14 protein-coding genes are annotated in these 15,218 nt (G+C 40.6%); 10 read left to right on the top strand and 4 right to left on the bottom strand.

The window, feature by feature from the left end; all coding sequences use genetic code 11:
• Positions 1-417 precede the first annotated feature (417 nt).
• The 8 genes from RV00_RS15320 (at position 418) to RV00_RS15285 (ending at position 7,871) form a co-directional block, all read left to right on the top strand.
• Entirely contained in the window at positions 418-708 is a 291-nt protein-coding gene (locus tag RV00_RS15320) for a hypothetical protein (RefSeq protein WP_071863429.1), read from the top strand.
• Between the two features lie 4 nt (positions 709-712).
• Positions 713-2,788, top strand: coding sequence for a cation:proton antiporter (locus RV00_RS15315; protein ID WP_071863428.1), 2,076 nt, complete (start codon positions 713-715; stop codon positions 2,786-2,788).
• A 162-nt stretch (positions 2,789-2,950) separates the two neighbouring features.
• Positions 2,951-3,874, top strand: coding sequence for a tRNA pseudouridine(55) synthase TruB (gene truB, locus RV00_RS15310; RefSeq protein WP_071863427.1), 924 nt, complete (start codon positions 2,951-2,953; stop codon positions 3,872-3,874).
• Between the two features lie 3 nt (positions 3,875-3,877).
• Positions 3,878-4,819, top strand: coding sequence for a riboflavin biosynthesis protein RibF (gene ribF / locus RV00_RS15305; RefSeq protein WP_071863426.1), 942 nt, complete (start codon positions 3,878-3,880; stop codon positions 4,817-4,819).
• A 268-nt stretch (positions 4,820-5,087) separates the two neighbouring features.
• A complete protein-coding gene (locus RV00_RS15300) occupies positions 5,088-5,492 on the top strand; it encodes a GNAT family N-acetyltransferase (protein WP_071863425.1) in 405 nt (134 codons plus the stop codon).
• Between the two features lie 71 nt (positions 5,493-5,563).
• Positions 5,564-6,286 (top strand): ABC transporter ATP-binding protein, encoded by a 723-nt coding sequence (locus RV00_RS15295; RefSeq protein ID WP_071863430.1) that lies wholly within the window; start codon positions 5,564-5,566, stop codon positions 6,284-6,286.
• On the top strand, positions 6,279-7,019 hold the full coding sequence (locus tag RV00_RS15290; RefSeq protein ID WP_071863424.1) for an ABC transporter permease: 741 nt from the start codon (positions 6,279-6,281) through the stop codon (positions 7,017-7,019). Before RV00_RS15295 ends, RV00_RS15290 begins: the two co-directional genes overlap by 8 nt.
• A 27-nt stretch (positions 7,020-7,046) precedes the next feature.
• Complete coding sequence (locus RV00_RS15285; protein WP_071863423.1) at positions 7,047-7,871, top strand: MerR family transcriptional regulator; 825 nt, start codon at positions 7,047-7,049, stop codon at positions 7,869-7,871.
• A gap of 25 nt (positions 7,872-7,896) precedes the next feature.
• Here RV00_RS15285 and RV00_RS15280 read toward each other — a convergent pair whose 3' ends face one another.
• Genes RV00_RS15280 through RV00_RS15270 form a run of 3 tightly spaced genes read right to left on the bottom strand, consistent with a single transcriptional unit; the run spans position 7,897 to position 11,978 of the window.
• Positions 7,897-10,029, bottom strand: a complete 2,133-nt coding sequence (locus RV00_RS15280; protein ID WP_071863422.1) for a transglutaminase domain-containing protein — start codon at positions 10,027-10,029, stop codon at positions 7,897-7,899.
• A gap of 5 nt (positions 10,030-10,034) precedes the next feature.
• The gene (locus RV00_RS15275; protein WP_071863421.1) at positions 10,035-11,048 is read right to left on the bottom strand and encodes a DUF58 domain-containing protein; all 1,014 of its coding nucleotides are present in this window, start codon (positions 11,046-11,048) and stop codon (positions 10,035-10,037) included.
• A 3-nt stretch (positions 11,049-11,051) separates the two neighbouring features.
• Entirely contained in the window at positions 11,052-11,978 is a 927-nt protein-coding gene (locus RV00_RS15270) for an AAA family ATPase (RefSeq protein WP_071863420.1), read from the bottom strand.
• A 321-nt stretch (positions 11,979-12,299) separates the two neighbouring features.
• Here RV00_RS15270 and RV00_RS15265 point away from each other — a divergent pair, with 321 nt between their 5' ends.
• Complete coding sequence (locus RV00_RS15265; protein WP_071863419.1) at positions 12,300-13,217, top strand: AraC family transcriptional regulator; 918 nt, start codon at positions 12,300-12,302, stop codon at positions 13,215-13,217.
• Between the two features lie 19 nt (positions 13,218-13,236).
• Here the strand turns inward: RV00_RS15265 and RV00_RS15260 are convergent, their stop codons facing one another.
• Positions 13,237-13,623: a hypothetical protein gene (locus RV00_RS15260; protein WP_071863418.1), complete on the bottom strand. Its 387-nt coding sequence runs from the start codon at positions 13,621-13,623 to the stop codon at positions 13,237-13,239.
• Positions 13,624-13,963: 340 nt separating this feature from the next.
• Between RV00_RS15260 and RV00_RS15255 the strand changes: the two genes are divergently transcribed.
• Positions 13,964-15,130: a pyridoxal phosphate-dependent aminotransferase gene (locus RV00_RS15255; RefSeq protein WP_071863417.1), complete on the top strand. Its 1,167-nt coding sequence runs from the start codon at positions 13,964-13,966 to the stop codon at positions 15,128-15,130.
• Positions 15,131-15,218 lie beyond the last annotated feature (88 nt).

The following is a 15,218-nucleotide window of genomic DNA, read 5'->3' as shown; positions in this document are numbered from 1 at the left end:
TAACTTTTGGGGGTCACTACAGAACCTGAAGCAGACAGCCTCAGGTTCTTTTTACGAGTCGGACTTTTCCCAGTTTGATATTGCGTAGAAATCAGGTAATCAGTTATGACTATTAATAATCAAATCGGATAGTCCATTCGTATGCGTGGCGAAGATAAAATGTATTTTTCGTGGGTTTCAAAAAATAAATACGTTGAAGAGAGGTAGCTGCGAGTTCTGCTTTTTGCAGTATAATCTGGTCAAGTAAAATCTGTTGAATCGTTCGACAAAAATAGATTTATAAAGACAAATATAAAGTTTGGCCCATATATTTTCCTATTGCTTTGAGTCAATTGCATTATTTGCTAAATCCTGTTAGAGTATTGATGTTTGTAAGTAATCCTTTTGCTGGATATTTTTCAAGGAGGCAAGGTCGAAATGACGACTGAATTTGAAGAACGGATGAAGGCTCTCCATAAAGAATTTGAAAACTTGAGCCCGGAAGAAAGAAAAGCCGTTAAACAAAAAATTAAACGAGTAAATGTTTTAACCGCGCGTAAATTGGAACGCATGAAGCATGAATTATTGCGGATGGAGACCAAAAGAGCGCAGCTTTCTTTGGATGATGATCCAGAAGAGCTTTCTGAATTAGAAGATCGAATTATTGTGAAGAAACGCGAATTTTTAAAATTATTTTGTAAAGCGAAAGATACTTGTTCTAAGAGGTGATTGAATGGGCTTAATTGAGATCATTATCATTTTAGCCATTGCCATTACCTTATCCAATGTTTTAGCAAAAGTTTTTCCATCTTTTCCGATTTTTATGATCCAAATTATTACCGGAATTATTCTCGGGTTGACTGAGGTCGGCAGCTCAATTAATTTTGAACCAGAAGTTTTTCTGGTGATGATTATCGCACCGCTATTGTTTCGTGAGGGTGAGACTGCTGATATTCCGTCTATATTGAAACACTTTGGTTTGATCTTGCTCTTAGCCTTTGGCGGGGTTTTGTTCACGATTTTTGGATTGGGCTATGTGTTGCACAGTATCTTGCCGGCGATTCCAATCGCGGCTTGTTTAGCTTTTGGGGCCTCTCTTGGACCAACCGATGCGGTAGCAGTTAGTTCGTTGGCCAAGCGCTTAAATATCCCGGAATCGGTGATGCACGTATTGGAAGGCGAAGGGTTGATTAATGACGCGACGGGCGTTACCGCGTTCCAATTTGCAGTAGCAGCTTTATTAACAGGTCAGTTTTCTGCGGCAGATGCCTCGATCTCGTTACTTACGTCAAGTATTATTGGCGCAGTGGTGGGATTTGTAGTGGTCTGGATCAAGAATGAAGCAATCAAGATCATTGAACGAATCTCGGCACAAGATGTTTCTGCGTATTTATTGATTGAATTGATTCTCCCCTTTGCCGCTTATTTCATCGCCGAAGTCTTCCATGCTTCTGGAATCATCGCCGCTGTAGTTACCGGTGTCCTGCAAGCCACCGGCTTCCGCCGTGTAACCCTATTTGACGCTCAGCTATCAAATGTGACAGAAAGCTCTTGGAGTACGATTAGCTTCACGTTGAATGGATTAGTCTTTATTTTCCTAGGAATCGAATTAACACAAGTCTTTTCGCCAATTTGGAATAGTCGCAATTATTCAAATATGCACCTTTTCTCAATCGTGTTGCTTTTGACATTGTTGCTGTTTGTTCTACGTTTTCTCTTCGTGAGTGCTTTTTATTTACTGACGCAAGGTTGGAAAAAAAGCCATGCGCAATTAAGAGATCGCTTATTATTAACGTTTGGCGGAGTCAAAGGGACAGTCAGTATCGCGACGATTTTCATTTTGCCGACGACAATCAACGGTATGGATTTTCCTGAGCGCTCCTTACTATTATTTATTACCGCTTGTGTCACTTTTTTGACCCTCGTAGTAGGAATGATCGTGCTGCCGCTGCTGTCAGATGGCGAAGTTGTTCCGCCGACTGATCCAAAGTCCATGTTGATTTTCCGTGAAGTTATTAGTGAATTGTATGATGATATTGAAAATCAGGACCTCAGCGAAAAAGAACGGTTTGCCTTGCAAGCGGTGATCGCGAATTATCAGAATCGAATTCAGTTAGTCTTTAATAACTCCATGCCGGAAAGTGCTCAGCAGGAATTCCAAGAAATTCAAGCGTTGATTATTTCAGTAGAACGAGACGGTTTAGATGAAAGTTTCCGCCGCCATCAAATCGATTCTGGCGCCTATCGGTTATACTCCCGGTTCATCTCAAATGTCTCTGAATCAGTTACTAAACAGATGCTTTCTTTATTGAGCTTCTGGTTGATCTTTGTTCGTCGGATCATTCGTGTGATTATGCATCCTAAAATGTTCTGGCAGCGTCGCGAAAAACGCCGTGAAACGGTGGACAATGAAGACATCACTTCTCTTAGAAAAATCTTCATGCGTAACAGTGAAGCAATCTTAGATAGTTTAGAAAACTTGCGAGATGTTTACGATGAAGAATTGATTGATTTCTTTGTCGATGAACGGAAAAATTTAATGCGCCAAGTAAGTGGTCATGGGTTGTTTGGAACGTATCTAATTCAGCAAGATCCCTTGTACACTAAAGAATTGGTGCGTGGCTATTATTTAGAACGGAAAAAGATTGATGAGTTCGAAGTGAACGGCGATATTTCAAATTACGCGGCTAATAATTATCGTCATCAAGTGAATCAATTAGAATCTTATGCGATGCAACAGCCTGCTGATCCAAGCATTCGCTTTGTGATCAACCGTCAACGCAAGAAGAAAAAGAAATTAAAAGATTGATCCAGACCATCGTCAGATTTGGCGGTGGTTTTTTATCGACTAAATTTTTGGAGAAATAGATCAAACGGTTTCCATTTTTATCCGGTGAGCCAACGTACCAATTCTTTTAGTAGCTGTGATATAATGGCAACGTTGAGTAAAAATTGAAATGAGGGACAAGCAATGGACGGTATTTTACCGTTATGGAAAGAGCGAGGCATGACCAGTCATGACTGCGTCTTTAAATTAAGAAAAATTTTGCAGACTAAAAAAGTCGGGCACGGCGGCACTTTAGATCCAGATGTGGATGGTGTCTTACCAATCTGCATCGGTAAAGGTACGAAGGTAATCGAATATCTGCAAGATAACGGAAAAATCTATGAAGGCGAGATCACCCTTGGTTTTTCGACAACTACAGAAGATGCAAGTGGTGAGGTAGTAGATCAGAAACCCGTAGCAATACCTTTGACAGAAGCTGAAATCGATCAAATGATGGCAACTTTTATCGGAAAGATCGTTCAAGTACCACCGATGTATTCTGCTGTTAAAGTAAACGGCAAGCGCTTATATGAATATGCTCGCGCGGGCGAGTCGGTGGAGCGGCCAAAACGGCAAGCGGAGATTGAGAGCTTTGAGCGTATTACAGCGCCAGTTTTTCACGAAGCGACACAGACTCAAAGCTGGCGTTTCCGCGTAGCTTGCGGCAAAGGAACCTACGTCCGCACGTTAGCGGTAGATCTTGGTGCAAAGCTAGGTTATCCGGCTCATATGTCTGATTTGACCCGACTGGCAAGTGGTGGTTTTACAGTCGGTCAAGCGGTGACACTGGCACAAGTTAGTGAGCTAATGGAAAAAGGTCAAATCGAACAGGCGTTGCGTCCCATTGAAGAAGCAATGAGTGCATTTCCCCGGATCGATTTGAGTGATGCCGATTGGCAAAAAGTAAAAAACGGGCAGTTGATGCCGCTGAAAAATTTTGGTTTGAAAGAAAATGTACCTGGTTTGTTAGCTTTTTTCTATCAAGATCAATTAGTCAGTCTGTATGCACAGCATCCCGAAAAAAAAGGGCTTTTGAAGCCTAGTAAAGTGATTCGAAACGAGGTATAACAGATGGAAATTGTAAAATTACGTCATCCTTATCAACCAGCAGAAATTCCAGCAGGAGACTGCGTATTAGTTTTAGGTTTTTTTGATGGTGTTCACCGCGGGCATCAGGAAGTCATCAATACTGGCAAAAAAATTGCGCAGGAAAAAAATTTGAAATTAGCAGTGATGACCTTCAATCAGCATCCAGCGGTAGTCTTTCAAAAGGTTCAAAGCACACCAATCAAATATTTATCGACGCTAAAACAAAAAGAAGAACGGATGGCAAAACTGGGTGTTGATCTTTTGTATGAGGTGGCTTTTACTTCAGCCTTTGCAGCCTTGGACCCACAAACGTTTGTCGATCAATATATCGTTGGACTGCATGGGAAAGTTGCGGTGTCTGGCTTTGATTATAATTTTGGCAAGGATCAATCAGCGGATGCCAAGTATTTACCGAAATATGCGAAAGACCGTTTTGAAGTCGTTACAGTGGCGAAAAAAACCGAAAAAAATGAAGAAGAAAAAATCAGCTCTTCCCGGATTCGTCGGCTCTTATCTGAAGGACGCTTAGAAGAAGCAAACCATTTATTAGGCTACATCTATGAAGTCAGCGGCACAGTGATTCATGGGGAAGCGCGCGGCAGAACATTGGGCTATCCCACCGCCAATATCCAAGTGCCAGAGGATATGAATTTGCCGAAAGAAGGCGTCTACGTCAATCAAATCAAAGTGGGCGACCAATGGTACCCAGCAATGGGCTCGATTGGCCATAACGATACTTTTGGCCCGAATCGCATGCTGACGGTTGAGATCAATATTTTAGATTTCGATCAAGAAATTTATGGTGAAAAGGTCAAAGTGCGTTGGTATCATATGCTGCGGGGACAAGTTGCCTTTGAATCAGTTGACGGCTTAGTGAAGCAGTTAGAAATTGACGAACAAGCAACGAGAGATTATTTTAAATAGTATTTCAGTAAACCAGTGGAAGATCATTCTTTCACTGTTTTTTTTGACGGTGGAAAGTATAAATTTTCTACATGAACAAATCACTTTACAGCGGGTATATCGATGTCTGGCTTTACGAACTAGCTTTATCGCCAATAAGCAAAAGCTGAGGGAGTTCGTGAAGGCCTTTCTTAGCGAAATTTTCGATAATGGTAAATGATTGTCAGAGGAAAAGCGGTGTCTTGGATGCTACTTGTTTGCTATCATTAAAGAAAAGGGAGTGACAAATATGGAGCAGTTATGGAATATTCGACGCTATCAAGTTGAAGATGCCAAAGACTTATTTATGATGATGGAAAAGGAAGCTGACTGGAGCGGCTATACTAGTGGCACTGGTAAAAGAAAATATTTGCATGTACTACAAACATCGTTGACTTATTTGCTTTTTGAAAATGAAAAAATTTGTGGCTATGCCCGTTGCCGGGAGGATGATGGCTTTGGTGTGTATATCTATGACTTGTTAGTCGATGCAACTTATCGCGGAAAGAGCTATGGGCGGTATTTGATGGAACAGGTCTGCCATGATTTCCCTGAACAGACCGTTTATGTTATGAGCGATGTTGATCCTTATTATGAAAAACAAGGCTATCAAAAAGAAGGAACAATCTTTATCGTGCAGCCCAATAAAAAATAATTTGAGGTGCTTGGTTGACTCTCCCTTAACAGGAGACACTATTCTGTTAATAAGAGAAGGGAGAGATGATTATGAATCCAGCCATCAAAACTGATCGGCTAACAAAAGAAATTGGTGGTCGAAAAATTGTCAACCAAGTTTCTTTTGCGATCAATCAAGGCGAAGTTTTTGGTTTGTTGGGACCCAATGGCGCCGGTAAAACAACCACGATCGAAACACTTTTAGGCATCAAGCGCCCAGATCAAGGAGCGGCGACCATCTTTGGCTTAGACCCGCGAAAGCATCGGCGAGAAATTTTTGAAAAAGTAGGTGTTCAACTGCAATCCTCGAGTTATCAAAATAATATTCGAGTCGAAGAACTGTGTCGAGAAATTACCTGTCTATACAAAGACCCAAGAGATTATCATGAATTACTAAAAATGTTCAAGCTAGATAAGTTTCAAACACAATTCGTTGAGAAGCTTTCTGGTGGCGAGAAGCAAAAATTATCGATTGTCCTGGCCCTGATCCCTAATCCTAAAATTATCTTTTTGGATGAATTAACAACCGGCTTAGATACCGAAGCGCGACGAGTCGTTTGGCAAACATTGCTGAAACTAAAAAAAACGCATCTGACGATATTCTTAACGACTCATTATATGGAAGAAGCGGAGATCCTTTGTGATAGGATTTGTTTTCTGAAGCAAGGCAGCATCGTTGCGACAGGGACGATTCCAGAGCTTCTAGCAGAGAGTGCTCAGAATAAGTTGGAAGACGCGTATCTTTGGTTTGTAGGGGAGGAAGACGATGAGTAAAGTGATTCAATTGACTAAAGTTGAAGGCAAGTTAGCACTGCGTTCGATTGATGGTGTGCTTTTCGGGATTGGAATGCCGCTGGGGGTACTGCTTTTGACCACCATGATCGCTGGAAGCAAACAGGCTGGAGCGGCTGATTATACTTTTTTAGATAGTAGCTTCAGTTCTCTTTTAGTCGTGGGTATTTGTGCGACGGCTTTTATGGGAATCCCACTGACGATCTGCGATTACCGTGATAAGAAGATTTTGAAACACTTTTTTGTGACTCCGGCATCGCCAGGGCATTTGATTGCGACTCAAGTCGTGGTAGCGATGATTACTGCAATCATTTCAGCGGTTCTAGTAGCTCTGGTTTCTGTAGTTTTTCTTGATTATCGGATGCAAGGTAGTTGGGGACTTTTGATTGCTAGTTATTTTTTAGTGATGATCGCAATGTATAGTTTAGGGTTATTGATTGCCAGCCTATGTAAAAATATCAAGATCGCGAATTTAGTTTGTAGTTTGGTTTATTTTCCAATGCTTTTTTTATCAGGTGCAGTGATTCCTTTCGAGTTGTTTCCAACAGGAATGCAAAAAATTGCGCATGTTTTGCCTTTGACACAAGGTGTCCAGCTGTTAAAAAGCGTTAGTTTGAATCAGCCGATCGGAAATCCACGATTTATTATAATTCTCTTGATCGTCATTACCATCGTTGGGTTTGGTTTAGCAGCAAAATTATTTCGCTGGGAATAAAAGGAAAAAAGAAAAAGAGGTGAGCTTATGGAATGTCAACAAATCGAAGAACGGCTTTATCGAATTGGCATGTTCTCTAAAATGAATCAGGTCACGATTAAAGCGTTGCGTTATTATGATGAAGTGGGGTTGTTGCAGCCCCGCTTCATTGATCCAGATAATGGCTATCGATATTATAGCTCGAGCCAACTGGACCCGTTACATCGGTTACTAGCGCTGCGGCGAATCGGCTACAGTATCGAAGAGATTAAACGTGTGCAGGAAGGTGAAAGTGAACAGCGGATTTTGCAAAAAAAGAAACAGCAACTACTAAGAGAAATCGCTGAACGGACCACGATGTTGGCGCAAATTGAAGGGTATTTACAACAAGAAGCTGAAAGTTATCACATGGTCATCAAGCAATTACCAAAAGTAATTGTGGCATCAATTCGGCGTGTGATTCCCAGTTATGACACACTGTTCTCAATGATGCCGGAAATGGGTGCGTTGATGGAAAAAGCTGATTGTGTCTGTTCATTGCCGGAGTATTGTTTCAGCATTTACCACGATAATGAATATAAAGAAACAAATATTGATATTGAAGCCTGTGAAGCAGTAACGGAGTTGAAACCAGACTTGGGTGAGTTGAAATTTAAAGAAATCCCCGAAGTATCCACCGCTATTTGTACCATGCATAAAGGTCCGTATTCAAGTCTGCCAAAAGCGTATGGTGCGGCAATCAAATTTGCTGAAGATAACGGCTATGAACTGATCGATTCTGCCCGTGAAAATTATATTGATGGCATTTGGAACAAAGACAGTGAAGCAGAATGGCTAACGGAAATTCAAATTCCAGTGAAAAAAAGCGAATGAACTTAAAAAACCGCAAGAGAACAATCTATTCTCTTGCGGTTTTCTTATTCTCAATATAAAAAATAATTTTATCAACCAATTCATGGTCGAAATTCAAAGTGGTTGGCTGACCATAAAGCAACTTTTCATAGTCCTCTGTTAATTTCAAAAATGCGCCTTCAAGTCCGGACTCCTTTTTTTCTACTCGTTTTGCATAGTCAGACAATGTTTCAGAAGAATCCCGCGCCAAATTTTTTTCCATTTTTTTCAATAAGAGTGGATAAATCTTTCTAAGAGGCTGTCGAGTGATTTTCTTTAAAATACTCACACGAATTCTCAAAAGATATTTTTGGAACAACAAAATGGCTACCGCAGCTGATCCAATAAGAATAATCGGTATTAGAAAGCGGGGCAGACCTTCTTGATCAGTTGTTTCATTATCTTCAGAGCCGTCAGCTAGTGTGCTGGAAGTGGCTTGATTTTGGCTGCTTGAGTCAGATGCGTCTACCGAGGACTCGGACACTGCTGAATTGGGTGCAGTACTTTCTTCAGCGGCCTCAGGCTGACTAGGATTGGTAAAACTAGGCGTTGGTTCAAAAGGCAGCCAACCAAATCCTGCAAAATAGACCTCTACCCACGAATGAGCATGTAGATTTCTAATCGTAAAGGTCGTTTCTCCATTAGTGTTCAAGGTTTGATCCCCCGGCGCAAAACCTTTGGTCCAACGTGTAGGGATACCAAGTGTTCGCAATAAAATGACCATTGAACTAGAGAAATTATCACAATACCCCACTTTTGTTTCAAATAGAAATTGATCAATGTAGTCTTGATCGTCTGTCGGAGAAGCAGCATCGATTTTAGAATAGCGGAAATCGTCATTATTTTTCAAATAGTTTTCTATCGCGGTCACTTGCTTGATCAAAGACGTTTCTGAGCCGATAATTTCATGGGCGCGCTCGCCGATTCTTGCGGGAAGACTATTGGGCAATTGTAAATAGTCAACACTTGCATCGATTGGATGAGTGATGGGTATATTTTCCAACGCCTTTAATTGATAATCCGGCGGGGACCATTGGTTGTGAATCCCTCGTTCAGTTTGATTGGACCCACCAAAGTCGACTCGTCCTGTTTCCTCAGCGCGAATAAAATTAGTAGATCCTTCTGTAACGGTGATGGAGCTATTCCCATAAGGTAAGGGCAAGTAGGTTCCGTGATTAAAGTAACGGCTGGAGCTGGCTTCAGGTGCTTTGTAGTACTGGTCAGATTGTTGAGTTTCAACAACGAGAGGCGCTTGTCTGTTTCGAGACCAGGTTTGTACTTGATTCGTATTTTCCCAGCCTTTTCCGGTGTAAAAGTCTTTACTTTCGACGCGCCAATAGCTTGTGTCTTTTTGCGTTACTTCGAAAAGGATCGTGGAGTCATCCAGCAATGCTCCGCCTAATTGCTGATCATTTTCGCTAAAGCCGGTTCGAGCGGTAGAAGAATAGGAAGCGCGCTGGATCCAGTTATAAAGCCCTTGTTGGTTTGCGAAGTTACGGATTGGCGATGTCCAGTTAGTCAACACGGTTCGTATTTCTGAATTCGTTAATTGAATAGCGGAAAATCCCACCACTAAGAAAACAAGTATTACACCAATAAAAAGTTTTGGCGGTAAGCTTTTTTGTCTAAAAGTCCGGGACAGTATCCCACAAATCAAAAGCAGTGCCAAATGACTGCTGAGATTATCAGTATGAAAAACACTTAAGACCAACAAGTAGCTGACCATCAAAAAATAGCTAAAAAGAAATCGCTCAAATTGAATCATTAAAACGGCCAGTAATAGCAAGACTAGAAGCAAGAGGGGAATGGCTGAATCCTGTGAGATAAAGGTTGACGCACCAGTAAAAAATGCTTGAAAATTTCCAATCATTTTGTCAAATAAAGCGGTCATCCATTGCAAGGACAAGGGTTCATCCAAGGGAAGCAAAGTATATAAACTAAAAATAAAGCTAACAATTCCCAGCAAACATTTCAGACTGTAGTAGGGGACAAAACCGATGATCAAACAGAAGCCCGCTATCAGTCCAATCAAAAGTGGGGGGATTGCCAACTCATAGACACGTAAAACTTGAGAAAATACCGTAATCAAACTTAGAAACGTCAGAAATACGATAGGTCCTTTCCTTTTTAGTTGCGCCATAGGCTTCACCTGCTTTCATCGGTTTTAAAAATATGCTGTAAGAAGGGCAGATCATATACTTGGACAGAATTCTCTTTTTTTAAGTATTCAATCAGTTCGAGCGTTGGCGAATCAAGTTCTGGAGTAAAGAAGAACAGCTCTTTCCCTTTGAACCGCCTCACGGAAGGCCGCTCTTCAAAAGGCTGGATATTAGCAAATACCTGACTGTCGATTTGTGTGGATGCCACTACAATATTGCCAAAGAGATATTGTTGGATTTGTTCTGTCTGTTTTACTCGGTCTTGTAACGAATAATAATAGCTGAGAGCCTCTTCGAATTGTGGAGAAGGATTGCCCCAAAATAGCCAAATAGGTTCTGCAGGCTGAGCGTGTTCCTGTTCCCGATAAATCAACGTTGTTTGCTTACTAGAGAGCTTCCAGTCGATATTTTTTAAGGCATCGCCGCTGCGATAAGGACGATAGTTTTTAATAGTAAACGTTGGCTCGCCAAACGGTTGATTATGCATGGCTTGTTGGAAATGAAAGTGATTAGATAGTCTGTGGTATTGAGGTAAAACCAGAATTTTCTTTTTTAACGTTGTCCAGTAGGTTTTACTGAATAATGGATTACTGCTCTGATAACGAATACTTACTTCTTCGTATAGCCCTCGCTGTGTCGGTGTCCACTGAAAATTTATTTGCTTTTGGCGCATGAAAAACAGTCCAGTTGTTTGTAGAGCAATCCAGCCATCAGCCAGTGTGATATTTAATTGTATAATGGGAAATATTTGGCGCGGATAAGAAAAAAGAATTGGAAGTTTTGTTGATTGCTTCACGTGCGTCGTCAGTGAATCTGGTGATTCGGCGACTATTCTACTTAATGGGATCAGCAGATGTATTAGACAAAGGAGGAGAAAGAGTGTTAAAAAGAGAAAAAGGGTCCAACCGATATCATTGTTAAAAATCCCCGCATAGGCAAAAGACAAAAGATATAAAAAAAGAAACAGGATGATTTTGATAGCGCCTTTCATTCGTCTCATAGACTAACTCCTAACTGGGACAGGGACGTGATCAATGATTTGGTGAATGACTTCCTCAATGGACAGCCCTTCACGTAAAATCAAGCGGTGAGCAAAAACGGCAGGTAAAATCTTTTGTAGATCGCCAGGCGTCACGAAGGATCTTTTTTCTGTTAAAGCATAGGCCTTCGCTCCTTGGATAAAAGCAATTGATCCACGAGGACTGATACCTAAGTCAATCGCGGGATGATTGCGAGAAGCCTCAACTAGTTGCAGGGCATAGCGCGCAACGGCATCATCCACGTAAACCTCTGTTACTTTCTGCTTTAGCTCCGTCAACTCCGCTAGCGTCAAAACCGGTTGAATCAAGGCTAATGATTGCTGACGTTTTCCAGTTATTAGTTCTAGCTCATCGGAAAAAGCCGGATAGCCGATATGCAAACGAAACAAAAAGCGATCCAATTGCGCTTCGGGAAGCGGATAAGTTCCTGAGTAACTGATTGGATTTTGTGTGGCTAGCACGAAGAAATGGGGATTTAAAGCATAGGTTTGATTATCAATCGTTACATGTCCTTCAGACATTGCTTCTAATAAGGCGGCTTGTGTCCGGGGAGTCGTTCGATTGATCTCATCAGCCAATAAAATTGTTGTAAAGATCGGTCCAGCTCGAAAGTCAAATTGATTGGTCTGAGCATCAAAGATAGAGATACCTAAAATATCACTAGGCAGTAAATCGGGGGTAAATTGAATTCGAGAAAAATCGCTGTGGATGGCTTTAGCCAAAGATTTGACTAAGATCGTTTTTCCGACACCGGGAATATCTTCAAATAAAACATGTCCACCAGCTAGCAAGGCAGCAACTGTTAATTGGATCACGTCACGTTTTCCGAGGATCACTTTTTCAATCTCACTGATCAAGTCTGTAATTTTGTCCAATTCGTGTTCAGCCATCAGCGGCACCTCCTTTGTGATTATTTTACTATTGTAAAGGAAAAAACAGCGTGATTGCAATTAATCGCTATTTAATTTCATTGAAGGAAGTACAATTAACTCTTTATGTGGAGCCAATGACAGCCACAGCAATGGGAAAACTGAAGAATGGGTTAGTGGAAAAGAGGGATCGTAATATAAATAAGTAACTTGTGGAATTTTTCCTGTGAGTTGCTTTTTTAAATTATTCAAAAATAGGTGGAAAGTAAGACAGCACTACAGAACAAGCCTCAGTTAAAAAGCTATGCTAAGATTATCCTATGAAGAAGAGGAGTGAAGACGATGCATGCATGGGAAGCGATTCAACATTCGGTTGACTATATCGAAGAAAATATCCAAACAGAAATGACGATCGACGAATTGGCAAAGGTGTCATATTTATCCGTTTTCTATTTTCAAAAATTGTTTAGTCGGCTGGTCGGTAAAACCGTAAAAGAATATATAAAAGCCCGCAGAGTTGCTAACGCCAAGTCAGAGTTAAAAACCAGCAACAAAAGAATTGCTGACATCGCCATGGATTTTGGATTTAATAGTCATGAAGTCTTTACGAAAAATTTCAAAGAAATCTATGGTATAACTCCTGAGACTTATCGCAAGAACGAGGTGGTCTTAACTGATTTTTTGAAACCAGAGTTATCAATCGATTACACATTAGTGGATGAGGGCGTCCCATTGTTAGTCAATGATTTGGTACTAGAAATTTATCAACAAAAAATTGAGGTATCAGAATATTATACAGGCGTCTCTAAACAGATTGATGCTTCCGAAATGAACAAAGTTGGCGTTAACACGTTAGTTGAACTATGGGATCAGTTTCAACAGGAACGAGTGACCATCGAAAATTTATTGCCAGAGGGTTTAGTACTTGATTATTTCACAATGGATGCATTGCCAGGCAAGGTCCAATATTTTGTCGGCGGGCAATCAACGAAGGAAGGTTTTAAGCATTTTACACAATGTATTATAGAACCGGGAAACTATTATGTTTGTTCTTATGAAGCTGAGGATTTTGATTATTTAGTCAGCGACGGGCTCTACAAAGCGAATACTTATTTTTTTGAGACGTGGCTACCTAAACATGGCATTGGCATGGAAGATATGGCACCTTTTCTAATTCAGAAATATCTCAATGTAACGGATGACCCTAAAATCGAAATTTGGATTCGACCAGTGAATCAGCCCGGCACAACTCATGAATAAATAAAAAACTTCGGATCGTCTAGCGGTCCGAAGTTTTTTTGTTAAGTGTTAAGCTTGATTCCTTTATAAAAAAACTACCCCAAAAAATTCCGGTAATTTGTGAGATCAAAAAAAGGACGCACAAGGGAGCGATCGCCGTGAATGGTGAGGAGGAGTGATAAAGATTCACTAACGGGCTTTTTTGCAAAATCAATAGACCGCTTAATAAAATATTGATGATATTCCCAATCACCAATAAAGGCAGCTGCTGCGTTCGCTTCGCAAAAAAACCGATAATAGCGGTCACTAATACAAAGAGAAAAATACCAATAATGGAATCAAACAAATAGTCCATCGCCAATGAAATGTGAATATATGGAATTAAAAAGAAAACAAAAGGAAATTGCTTGATTCGTTCTTTGTTCATAGTCAGTCAGCTCCTTCTTAAAAAACTTTTGTATAAGGTTATTTTATGATCGATAAATAGTCAATACAACAGCGGCTAATCAATTTCGTTTAATAATGAAGATTATTTTATGCTGCTATCAACAAATCATAAGAGGATTGCCGATAAATTATTTTATTTTCGCAATAAGGAAGGTGATTTCTGAGAAAAAAATTCTGACTTGATTGTCTATTTTTAAATGGGATACGAAATTTCACTACTTTAATTTTCACTTTCCCATTCTAGCAAGTAAAATAACCGAAATATTTTCTCTTTACTATCTGAAAGATTGTGATAATATGATTAGAAATGGAGGGGTTATATGAACAAACTACAAGATCGATTTAACAAAAATGTTTATCAAATCGCCGTCTCATTGATTCGTCAATTTGATGAGAAGGTTTCTGGGATTCCTAATATGTTGAAGCTGACATTAGGCGAACCGGATTTTAATACCCCCGAGCATATAAAAGAAGCGGGTCAGCAGGCAATCAAAGATAATTTTAGCCACTATACTGGGATGTCCGGTTTGATTGATGTTCGTGAGGCCGCCAGCCGTTTTTTATCTGAAAAATATGCGGTTAATTATGAAGCGACGACCGAAGTTTTAGTGACGGTTGGAGCGACCGAGGCGCTGTCTGCCAGCCTTTTAGCGATCCTTGAACCTGGCGATAAAGTATTATTACCCGCACCGACCTATCCTGGTTATGAACCGCTAATTTTATTAGCTGGAGCTGAGCCGGTTTACATCGATACCCGAGCAACTGGTTTTGTTTTAACACCGGAACAAATTGATCAAGCGATGACGGAGCATGGGGATAAAGTGAAGGCAATTATTATTACCTCGCCATCCAATCCAACTGGGGTTGCTTATAATGAAGCAGAAGTTGCCGAGTTAAGTGAAACCTTGAAGAAGTATTCGATCTTCGTGATCAGCGATGAAATATATAGTGAGTTGAATTATGAATCTAAACATGTGTCCTTTGGAAAATATTTGAGAGAACAGACAATCGTAATCAATGGCTTGTCAAAATCTCACGCCATGACCGGTTGGCGGATCGGCTTTATTTTCGCTCCGGCAGAGTTAGTCGCAGAAATTATCAAAGTTCATCAATATTTAGTGACAGCAGCCTCAACGATTTCACAAAAAGCCGCCGTACGAGCTTTGGTCCAAGGAATCTCAGATGCGGAGATTATGCGAGAAGAATACCGTGCGCGAAGAGATTTCGTGTATCAGTCGATGACCGACTTAGGTTTTGATGTTGCACGACCGTCAGGAGCCTTTTATATTTTCGCCAAGATTCCAACTGGCTACATTCAAGATTCAATGGCCTTTTGTATTGATCTGGCAGAGAAAAATCAATTAGCCTTGATCCCAGGAATTGCTTTTGGACCTGAAGGAGAAGGCTACGTCCGTATCAGTTACGCCGCTTCGCTAGAGAATTTGGAAGAAGCGATGAAGCGTCTAACGAACTATCTAAACAAATAAAAAGAAATCAGGTTCGCCACTCGATAGAAAGTGGCGAACCTGATTTATCTTTAGTCTGGAAAGGATCATGTACCGACCCCCAAAAGTT

The organism is Enterococcus devriesei (assembly GCF_001885905.1).
Taxonomy (GTDB): Bacteria; Bacillota; Bacilli; order Lactobacillales; family Enterococcaceae; genus Enterococcus_A; species Enterococcus_A devriesei.
The sequence above is the reverse complement of the archived record's forward strand: the minus strand, read 5'-3'. Positions and strand labels throughout refer to the sequence as shown.

What these genes read in the sequence shown, in the direction of transcription:
- RV00_RS15320 (WP_071863429.1), top strand. Translation starts at nt 418, where the DNA reads ATGACGACTGAATTTGAAGAACGGATGAAGGCTCTCCATAAAGAATTT.
- RV00_RS15315 (WP_071863428.1), top strand. Translation starts at nt 713, where the DNA reads ATGGGCTTAATTGAGATCATTATCATTTTAGCCATTGCCATTACCTTA.
- truB (WP_071863427.1), top strand. Translation starts at nt 2,951, where the DNA reads ATGGACGGTATTTTACCGTTATGGAAAGAGCGAGGCATGACCAGTCAT.
- ribF (WP_071863426.1), top strand. Translation starts at nt 3,878, where the DNA reads ATGGAAATTGTAAAATTACGTCATCCTTATCAACCAGCAGAAATTCCA.
- RV00_RS15300 (WP_071863425.1), top strand. Translation starts at nt 5,088, where the DNA reads ATGGAGCAGTTATGGAATATTCGACGCTATCAAGTTGAAGATGCCAAA.
- RV00_RS15295 (WP_071863430.1), top strand. Translation starts at nt 5,564, where the DNA reads ATGAATCCAGCCATCAAAACTGATCGGCTAACAAAAGAAATTGGTGGT.
- RV00_RS15290 (WP_071863424.1), top strand. Translation starts at nt 6,279, where the DNA reads ATGAGTAAAGTGATTCAATTGACTAAAGTTGAAGGCAAGTTAGCACTG.
- RV00_RS15285 (WP_071863423.1), top strand. Translation starts at nt 7,047, where the DNA reads ATGGAATGTCAACAAATCGAAGAACGGCTTTATCGAATTGGCATGTTC.
- RV00_RS15280 (WP_071863422.1), bottom strand. Translation starts at nt 10,029, where the DNA reads ATGGCGCAACTAAAAAGGAAAGGACCTATCGTATTTCTGACGTTTCTA.
- RV00_RS15275 (WP_071863421.1), bottom strand. Translation starts at nt 11,048, where the DNA reads ATGAGACGAATGAAAGGCGCTATCAAAATCATCCTGTTTCTTTTTTTA.
- RV00_RS15270 (WP_071863420.1), bottom strand. Translation starts at nt 11,978, where the DNA reads ATGGCTGAACACGAATTGGACAAAATTACAGACTTGATCAGTGAGATT.
- RV00_RS15265 (WP_071863419.1), top strand. Translation starts at nt 12,300, where the DNA reads ATGCATGCATGGGAAGCGATTCAACATTCGGTTGACTATATCGAAGAA.
- RV00_RS15260 (WP_071863418.1), bottom strand. Translation starts at nt 13,623, where the DNA reads ATGAACAAAGAACGAATCAAGCAATTTCCTTTTGTTTTCTTTTTAATT.
- RV00_RS15255 (WP_071863417.1), top strand. Translation starts at nt 13,964, where the DNA reads ATGAACAAACTACAAGATCGATTTAACAAAAATGTTTATCAAATCGCC.